Annotated in this window: 7 protein-coding genes; all 7 read left to right on the top strand. The window is 41.3% G+C overall.

Annotation, left to right across the window (positions count from 1 at the left end):
• Positions 1 to 916, top strand: a 916-nt coding sequence (locus tag PLK24_RS04940; RefSeq protein WP_324476868.1) for a LacI family DNA-binding transcriptional regulator, incomplete at its 5' end; no start/stop codon positions are given.
• A 134-nt stretch (positions 917 to 1,050) separates the two neighbouring features.
• On the top strand, positions 1,051 to 2,946 hold the full coding sequence (locus PLK24_RS04935; RefSeq protein ID WP_324476866.1) for an ABC transporter substrate-binding protein: 1,896 nt from the start codon (positions 1,051 to 1,053) through the stop codon (positions 2,944 to 2,946).
• Between the two features lie 62 nt (positions 2,947 to 3,008).
• Positions 3,009 to 4,013 carry an ABC transporter permease gene (locus PLK24_RS04930; protein ID WP_324476864.1) on the top strand — a complete coding sequence of 335 codons (1,005 nt, stop codon included), beginning with the start codon at positions 3,009 to 3,011 and terminating at the stop codon, positions 4,011 to 4,013.
• 10 nt (positions 4,014 to 4,023) lie between these two features.
• Positions 4,024 to 4,878 (top strand): ABC transporter permease, encoded by an 855-nt coding sequence (locus tag PLK24_RS04925; RefSeq protein WP_324476862.1) that lies wholly within the window; start codon positions 4,024 to 4,026, stop codon positions 4,876 to 4,878.
• On the top strand, positions 4,878 to 5,879 hold the full coding sequence (locus PLK24_RS04920) for an ABC transporter ATP-binding protein (protein WP_324476860.1): 1,002 nt from the start codon (positions 4,878 to 4,880) through the stop codon (positions 5,877 to 5,879). The genes PLK24_RS04925 and PLK24_RS04920 overlap by 1 nt, the downstream gene beginning before the upstream one ends.
• Complete coding sequence (locus tag PLK24_RS04915; protein ID WP_324476858.1) at positions 5,863 to 6,816, top strand: ABC transporter ATP-binding protein; 954 nt, start codon at positions 5,863 to 5,865, stop codon at positions 6,814 to 6,816. Before PLK24_RS04920 ends, PLK24_RS04915 begins: the two co-directional genes overlap by 17 nt.
• 48 nt (positions 6,817 to 6,864) lie before the next feature.
• Positions 6,865 to 9,138: a glycoside hydrolase family 3 N-terminal domain-containing protein gene (locus PLK24_RS04910; protein ID WP_324476856.1), complete on the top strand. Its 2,274-nt coding sequence runs from the start codon at positions 6,865 to 6,867 to the stop codon at positions 9,136 to 9,138.
• Positions 9,139 to 9,218: the final 80 nt, after the last annotated feature.

Genomic DNA, 9,218 nt, shown 5'->3' with positions numbered 1-9,218 from the left:
TGCAGCACAAAAGCTCGGCTATCATCCCAATATCTTAGCTCGAAGTTTGATTAAGGGAAAAACCAATACCGTCCTTCTCTGTGCCTTTATAAAAGAACAAGGTAAGCTTTCTGCCTTTTATGGAGAGTTGATTAACAGTCTCCTCACTGCAGTATCCTCTCATGAATACTATCTCCAGATGCTAGTCAAAGGTGAATTCTACAACGGACATCCTTTGGATAAAAGAACTGCGTTCTTGGATATTGCCCATAACCGCTTATTTGAAGGGCTGATTATTCTTTCTCACTGGCCAATTTCCTATTCTGAAGTGAGTGATCTGGTGAAGGAAAACTTCCCTTTTGTTATCGTGAATCAAAAAGTTGATGGTGAAGGAGTCAGTTACATTGACATTGACCATTATGGGGGCACCAAAGAAGCAATCATTTATTTAATCAAAAAGGGACACCGGCGCATTGCCCATATACGCGGTCCGATGGATCATCTCCATGCTCAAGAACGTTATAGAGCCTATGTCGATACCCTTCTTGAACATGACATTTCCTTAAAAAAAGAGTATATTATTGAAGGCAACTTCCGACGTCTCAGCGGAAGAACAGCCATGGAAAGACTTCTCGAAAAAAAACCTTATCCAACTGCGGTTTATGCTGCTAACGATAAAATGGCTATTGGAGCGCTTCAAGTTGCTAAAGAAAAAGGCCTAATTGTTCCTCAAGATTTAGACATTGTCGGATTTGATGGAATTGAAGCGGTGAAATATACTGATCCACCTCTTCCAACTGTTGAGCAACCACTGGAAGAATTGGGAAAATTAGCAGCAACCATGCTTATAGAAACCATTAAAGGAGGCGATAGAAGAAAGGTCATTTTACCTTGTCGATTGTATACCTGGGATAATCTTACTAAAAAAACTGAATAATAATTGTAGTAAAATTTCTATGATTTTTTAGGATCTAACAGAGGAAATAAATATATTTACAAAAACTAAAGCAAATTGTGTTTAAAAAATTAATTTTTTAGGAGGTTGTTTTAAATATAAAGGAGGAAAGTTTAATGAAGTATAGGTGGGGAATATGGTTATCATTGGTTTTTGGCATGCTTTTGTTGGTGTCTTTCGTTGCCTCGGCACAACTCCCAGCTGGAATTTCTCGAGAAGAAACCTTAGTTGTTGACCAATTAACCGGCCGGGTTGGAATGCCCAATAACTTCAACCTTTGGGCTGGTTGGAGAAACCAGGATCGTGGAATCCAACAGCTCCTCCTGGAACCACTGTGGACAGTTGATTACGCTACTGGAGAAATCATCTCTGGTATGGCTGCCGGTCTTCCAGTTTATAATGATGATTTCACTCAGATGACCATCAATTTGCGTGAAGGTTGCACCTGGAGCGATGGAGTTCCGGTCACTGCCGATGATGTTATTTTTACCATTGACATCCACATCAACACTCAAGGGCTCCTCTACCATGGACCAATGGTCCAGTATGTTGAAAAGGTTTCTAAAATCGACGACCTCACTGTGGTAGTGGACCTTAAAATTCCAAACTCTCGTTTCCATACCCATTTCTTAGATCGGTGGGGATGCCTCCGGATCATGCCGAAGCATATTTTCGAAAATGTTGAAGACCAGTTGACCTATGAATACAATCCTCCGGTGGGCAATGGTCCCTATGTATTGTTTGATTATGATCCAGCTGGATTCTGGACCCTTTGGGAAAGAAGAGAAGATTGGGATAAAACACCAACTGGGAAACTTTTTGGAGAGCCTCAACCGAAATACGTTCTCTTCCAATGGTTTGAAAGCGAAGAAGGAAAGATTCTCTCCCAGCTCCGTCATGAAATAGACATGGCTCAACATACCCCAGAAGGGCTGCGAGCTGTTTTAGACAAAAGCGACGCTGCCCGTGGTTGGCGGAGAGATTGGCCTTGGGTAGTCAACATTGATCCGTGCATTACCGGGATTATGTTCAACAACCTGGTACCACCCTACGACAATAAAGAGGTGCGTTGGGCTTTAACCTTGGCAATTGACATTGTCGACTATATGGCGATTGCATTCGACTTGATGGCACCGGTTAGCAATCTCCATCTCCCTCCAGTTCCTGCTTATTTAGAAGCTTTCTTTATTCCAATGCAGGATTGGTTGAAAGATTTCGAACTTAATTTGGGTAATGGAGAAACCTTCAAACCCTATGATCCTGATGTTCCTAATCGAATTGTAGAAGCCGCTAAAGAAAGAGGCTATCCAATACCGGATGATCCAGCCAAAATACAAGAATTATTCGGCATAGGATGGTGGAAGTACGCTCCGGATGTTGCTGAAAAATTACTCAAGAAAAACGGTTTTACTAAAGGTGAAGACGGAAAATGGCTTTTGCCCGATGGATCTCCATGGAAAATTAACCTTCTCTCTGACCCCAGTCCTACTCATCATCAGTTGAAAAATGCCAATGCTGCTGCTGAACAATGGAGGAAGTTCGGAATTGATGCTTCAGCAGGACCAACTGAAGCTTTCAATACTTTGGTCCTTAATGGTGAGTTTGATGTTTCCACACAATGGCCAGCTGCTGAACCTTGGGGTGCTGGTGTTGACCTTTCTCGAACCTTCGATCCCTGGCATTCACGTCTTCTCACTCCAATTGGAGAACCAGTAGCACTTGGACCCGGTGGCGCAGCCCGATGGTGCAATCCGGTTTTAGACGAAATCATTGAAAAGCTAGAAAAAACCGATCCATTTGCTGCCGTTGAGGAAACTGTTGAATTAGGAATTGAAGCTTTAAAGGTCTTAGTCGAAGAAATGCCAACTATACCAACTTATGGTTATTGTGGTGCTGTTGCCTGGGATGAAACCTATTGGGTAAACTGGCCAGGAGCAGAAAATCCTTACAGTCAACCCTATCACCACTGGCCAAATCTTAAATACATGCTTCCCTTGTTGAAGAAAAAATAATATCAATCGCTTTGAGATACCCTGGTAATCCATCACCAGGGTATCTCATCAGGGGGTAAATCATGAGATTTTTCAGAGATTATTTGGTCCCAAGGATAATCCAATATATCGTAGTCATTTTTTGTGGAATCACTGCAGTGTTTTTTATACCCCGCTTGACTGGTCAAAATCCAGTTTTAGAAATGATCGCTCAAATACAGTCTCAAGGATCCACCTTGGATCCCACAGCGGTAGAAAGCCTTATGGAAACACTTAAGGAACTTTATGGTTTAAAAGGGACTCTCTTTCAACAATATATAACTACCTGGAAAAGAGTTTTTGCCTTAGATTTCGGTCCATCTTTTTTCCAGTTCCCCACTCCAGTTTCTGAACTCCTTAAAACCTATCTTCCTTGGACCATTGGACTTTTCGCTACTTCCACTCTCATATCTTGGATATTGGGAAACATATTAGGAGGTATTGCCGGATATTTTTCTCGTAAAAACTGGTCTAAAATTATAGATGCTCTCATCATGATTATCAGACCAATTCCTCATTATATATTCGGTATTATTGTCCTCATCCTTTTTGCCTATGTTTGGCAGCTTTTTCCGGTTGGTGGGATGATGTTAGGAAGGAGAACTGTTCTGAACTGGAGATTCATCATGACCATACTGCGCTATTCTTTTCTTCCTGCAATGACTCTGGTCATTCTTGGCGGTGCTGTCTGGTTTCAACAAATGAAACTCCTGGTTCAAAATGTAAAAAGAGAAGATTATGTTCAATATGCTCAAACCGGAGGGGTAAAAGAAAGATTTATTATTTATCGTTATGTATTACGAAACGCCATGCTACCGCAAATTACCCAGTTGGCCTTAGCTTTGGGACAGGTATTCAGCGGTGTTTTGATTGTTGAAATGGTATTTTCCTATCCAGGAATCGGTTTGCTCCTTTACCGGGGAGTAACCCGAGGTGATTATAACCTGGTTATGGGGATTACCGTTCTTTCTATACTCACTATCACTACAGCGGTTCTAATTTTAGATCTCTTCTATCCATTGTTCGATCCAAGAATCCGACACAAATAGGTGGTAAAATATGGGAGTTTTAAAAGACCTTTTTAAAGATTATCGATTTGCTGTAGGTTTTATCCTTATTTGTTTTTTATCTTTTTTAGCCGTAGCCTCATTTTTTTCTCCTTATGACCCCATTGAGTGGCTACAGGTTCCACGCGATAAAGCTCCGTCTTGGTCCAATATACTGGGAACCAATTCTAAGGGCCAGGATGTTTTTTGGGAGGCAACTTTTGCCATACGCAATTCGCTTATAATTGCCCTTATTGCTGGACTCATTTCAAGAGTCATTGCAGTCCTGGTCGGATTCATAGCTGGATACAAAGGGAGCATTTACGACCGAGTGCTGATGGGAATAACTGATGGACTGTTAGTTATCCCTTTATTTCTGATTTTAGTCCTGGTTGCTATGTTATTGCGCGAAGCTTTAACTTTAGTGAGTACCGGTCTCCTATTAGCTTTTTTCGGATGGGCATGGGACGCGAGAACCATCCGGTCTCAAGTTTTAAGCCTTCGTGAACGAGAATTTACCCTAACCTCAGTTCTTTCTGGAAATGGCACTCTCTCATTGGTAAGTAAAGAATATCTCCCTTTAACCATTCCTCTAATTTTCTCAACCCTTATCAATAATATAGCCTGGGCTATTGGGATGGAAATTGTTTTAGCAATCCTCGGTTTGGTCAGCTTGGATATTCCTACCTTGGGTACGACGTTACAGTGGGCAATTAACTATCAAGCCATGCTTCTTGGACACTGGTGGTGGATTTTAACCCCAGTAATTTTAACCATCCTCCTTTTAGTCGCTCTCTACTGGTTTTCAATCAGCGTGAGTGAATATTTAGATCCCAGGATGAGGATTCAGAGAATAGGAGCAAAATAATGAATGGACTCATCGAAGTTGAACAACTCCAGACTTTTTATGTTTTGGAATACCTGGGAAAAAAGAAAACAATAAAAGCGGTTAATGACGTGACCCTAAGTATCCCCGAAAACGTAATCTATGGTATTGCCGGAGAAAGCGGTTGCGGGAAAACTACACTTCTCAAAGCTTTATTTGCTTCTATTGAGCCTCCTCTTCAGTTATTTGGAGGAAAGGTAAGTTACTTGATTAAAAACAATTTTATCGATGCACTCAGCCTTAACGGGAAGGAGAAACGAGAGTTACGCTGGTCTTATATCTCTTATATCCCCCAAGGATCGATGAGTGTTTTTAATCCGGTTAAAAAGCTGAAGGTAACCTATTTGGATTTTCTGGAAAGTCACGTTCGAGGAAAAGCCGGTCGCGAACTTCTTTCTTTAGCTCGCCAACATCTTGAACAATTAGGGCTTTCACCTCAGGTTTTAGATGCTTTTCCCCATCAATTATCAGGAGGAATGCGACAAAGAATCGCTATTGCTCTCTCCGCCTTGCTGAAGCCCCAGGTAATACTTGCCGATGAACCAACCACGGCTCTTGATGTCGTAGCTCAAAGAGCAGTTCTCCAACTTATGCGGGATATCCAGCAAGAAATCAAAAATACTATTGTTTTAGTGACTCACGATATGGGTATTCACGCTAATATCACTACCTGTATGGCTATTATGTATGCCGGTAAAATTGTTGAGGTAGGACCGACTCAAGAAATCTTTTCCAATCCTCTTCATCCCTATACTAAATTTCTTATACATTCTCTTCCTCGGATTGGAGATAAAATGCCCAAAAAAAGTGTGCCTGGCGCCCCTCCTTCTCTCCTCAATCCCCCATCGGGATGTCCTTTTCATCCGAGATGTCCTGAAATTTCTGACTTTTGTCAAGATAAAGTACCCGACCTTAATAACAGCACCCAAAACCATAAAGTTGCTTGCTGGCTAAGGAGGGAATCATGTGACTGCAATTCTTAAAGCACGAAATCTAACCAAAATATATTCCTTAGGAGGATTGTTCTCTCGAACGAAAATTACCGCGGTGGATCGAGTTTCATTTTCCGTTCAACCAGCTGAAATCTTCACTCTGGCTGGAGAAAGTGGCTGCGGGAAAACGACGACTGCCCGAATGATTCTTGGATTTGAATATCCGACCGCTGGCGAGCTACTTTATGAAAATCAAAATCTGGTTGAGCTGAGAGATAAAAAAGCCTGGTTTAAAAAGGTTCAAGCTGTTTTCCAAAATCCCTTTGAAACTTTTAATCCACTACGCAAAGTTGAAGATTATTTTTTTGAAACCATCCAAAACTTCCGTTTAGACAAGAGCATGAAAAAGGCTGAGGAGCTAATTGAGGAAAAACTTCAAGCTGTTGGTTTATCTCTTTGCGATATCGCCGGAAAATATCCCGGTGAACTTTCTGGGGGACAACTGCAACGAGCATCTATCGCCCGATCTCTTTTAACCAATCCCTCACTTCTTATCGCTGATGAGCCAGTATCGATGGTTGATGCCTCTCTGCGAATGTCGGTAGTAAATCTTTTTCGAAAAATGAGCGATTCTTTTCGGGTGAGTGTAATCTATATTACTCATGACTTGGCTACTGCTTACTATATCAGTGATCGGATAGCCATCATGTTTAGAGGAAATATTGTTGAAATCGGTCCGGTTGACCAAGTGTTGGAGAATCCGAAACATCCTTACACCAAACTCCTTATCGAATCTATCCCTCAACCGGATCCTCAAATACCAGAAAAAGTTCCCATTAAAATTTTGGAAGAAAAAGAAGAATACCTTCGCAAGGGGTGTAAATTTTCCGGCCGTTGTCCGGAAGTTCAAAATATTTGCAAACAACAAATTCCCGAAGATATCTCTTTAAATGGTACTGTAGTGAAATGTCATCTCTACCAAAAATAGTTTTGCTTGGAATTAATCTTAAAAATATCAATTTGGAGTGATTATCCTATGAAAAAAGAAATTCATATGATTGAAAATCTTCTATCACAAATGACTTTGGAAGAAAAGATTGCCCAGTTAGGTTCGGTTCATGCTTATCAATTGGTGGAAAACGGCTCATTTTCTTCTAAGAAAGCCAATGATCTCCTGCGTCATGGAATTGGCCAAATTACCCGCCTGATAGGCGATCCAGATGCCGAACCCCAAACTGCTGCAGAAATAGGAAACGCAATCCAACGTTTTCTTAAAAAAGAAACTCGTTTACAGATTCCAGCCATTATCCATGAGGAGTGCTTGAGCGGACTTACCGGAAGAGGGGCTACAGTATTCCCCCAGGCAATTGGTTTAGCCAGTACTTTTTGTCCTGAGTTGGTTGAAAAGATGACCGCCGTTATCCGAAAACAAATCCGTAGTATGGGAGGCCATCAGGGTTTAGCACCAGTCCTGGATATTCCTCGAGATCCTCGCTGGGGTAGAACCGAGGAAACTTTTGGTGAAGACCCTTATTTAGTTTCGCGATTAGGTGTTGCCTATATTCAAGGGCTTCAAGGAGAGGACCTTCAAACCGGAGTCATGGCCACCGCCAAACATTTCACTGCTTACGGCATTTCTGAGGGAGGAAGAAATATGGGACCTGCCCGGGCAGGAGAAAGAGAATTAAGAGAAGTCTTTCTCTTCCCCTTTGAGGTTGCAGTAAAAGAAGCTCAGGTTGGTTCGGTTATGAATGCTTATCATCATATCGATGGAATTCCCTGCACTGCTTCCCAATTCCTTCTTACCAAGGTCCTCCGTGAAGAATGGGGATTCTCTGGAATAGTTGTATCCGATTACGAAGCAATTAAAATGCTTGAAACTCTCCATCATGTCGTTCAAAACTCCAAAGAAGCTGCCCAGAAAGCTCTGCAAGCTGGTATTGATATTGAGCTTCCTGATACGATTTGTTATGGTGAGCCTCTTCTTGAAACAGTTTGGGAAGGATTAATTAGCGAAGAGCTGATTAACGAGGTAGTCCGAAGAGTATTGACCGCCAAACTGCATTTAGGTCTTTTTGAGGATGAGATATATATTAACCCTGTTCTGGTGCCATCTCTTTTGGATCCTGAAGAAAATCGTCAATTAGCTCTGGAAATAGCTCAAGCTTCTATAATCCTTCTGAAAAACGATGGTTTACTCCCTCTTAAAAAAGATCTTAAGACTTTAGTTATCATTGGTCCAAATGCCCGGGAAGGTCTTCACCTCCATGGAGATTACAGCTATTCAGTCCACATTCCCAGCGTGCAAGCCTGGAAAGGTAAAAAGGCAGTTTGGCAGGATTCGGTCAATACTGTAAATATCTTCGAAGGTATTAAAAATAAACTCCCCCAAGGAGAAGTACTTTACGCTAAAGGATGTGATCTCAGCGGAAATTCTCAAGAGGGCTTCGAAGAAGCTCTTGAAATTGCCAAAAAAGCTCAAGTGATTGTTGCAGTTATGGGTGAGAATAGCGGTCTCTTTCAACAATCCATATCCGGTGAAGGCAGCGATCGTTCAGACTTAGAACTTCCGGGTATGCAGGGAAAGCTTTTAAGGGAATTAAGTCGTTTGAATAAGCCTATTATTTTGGTACTTGTTAATGGCCGACCTCTTGCGCTTCAATGGGAAAAAGAAAATATTCCTGCCATTATTGAAACTTGGTATCCAGGTGAAGAAGGAGGCAACGCAATAGCTGACGTTTTGTTTGGCGACTATAATCCCGGAGGAAAGCTTCCTTTTTCCTTCCCTAAAGAATTGGGACAACTCCCTGTGTATTACAATCGAGTTTCCTTAGCTTTTAACCAGTACATTTCTACCGATGCTCAAGCCCTCTTCCCCTTTGGACATGGTTTAAGTTATACCCGCTTTGAATATTCCGACCTGAATATTTCTCCAAAAGAAATTAAATCGCTGGAAAAAATTGCAATTCAATGTAAAGTGAAAAATATCGGCCATCAAGCTGGTGATGAAGTCATACAGCTCTATATCCAAGACCCGATCGCTTCCCTGGTTCGTCCGGTTAAAGAGTTGAAAGGATTCAAGAGAATACATCTCGAACCTGACGAAGAACGAACCATTGTATTTACTCTTTTTCCTGATCAATTGGCCTTTTATGATGAGTATATGCGGTTAATTATTGAACCAGGTCTTTTCAATGTAATGGTTGGTTCATCATCAGAGGATATCCGACTTTCAGGTCAATTTGAAGCCATCAAAGAATTTCAATTAACGAAATACCGACATTTCAAAAGTGAAGTTAGTGTTCAATAAAGAAAATTGTATAATAATGTAATTCATTAAATCGTCATTCTTTTCTTATGAATTGAATAATGATTGAATAGTGATCATAA

Source organism: Atribacter sp. (assembly GCF_035418125.1).
Lineage (GTDB): Bacteria > Atribacterota > Atribacteria > Atribacterales > Atribacteraceae > Atribacter > Atribacter allofermentans.
Note: the sequence above shows the minus strand (reverse complement) of the source record. Positions and strands in the feature narration are given on the sequence as shown.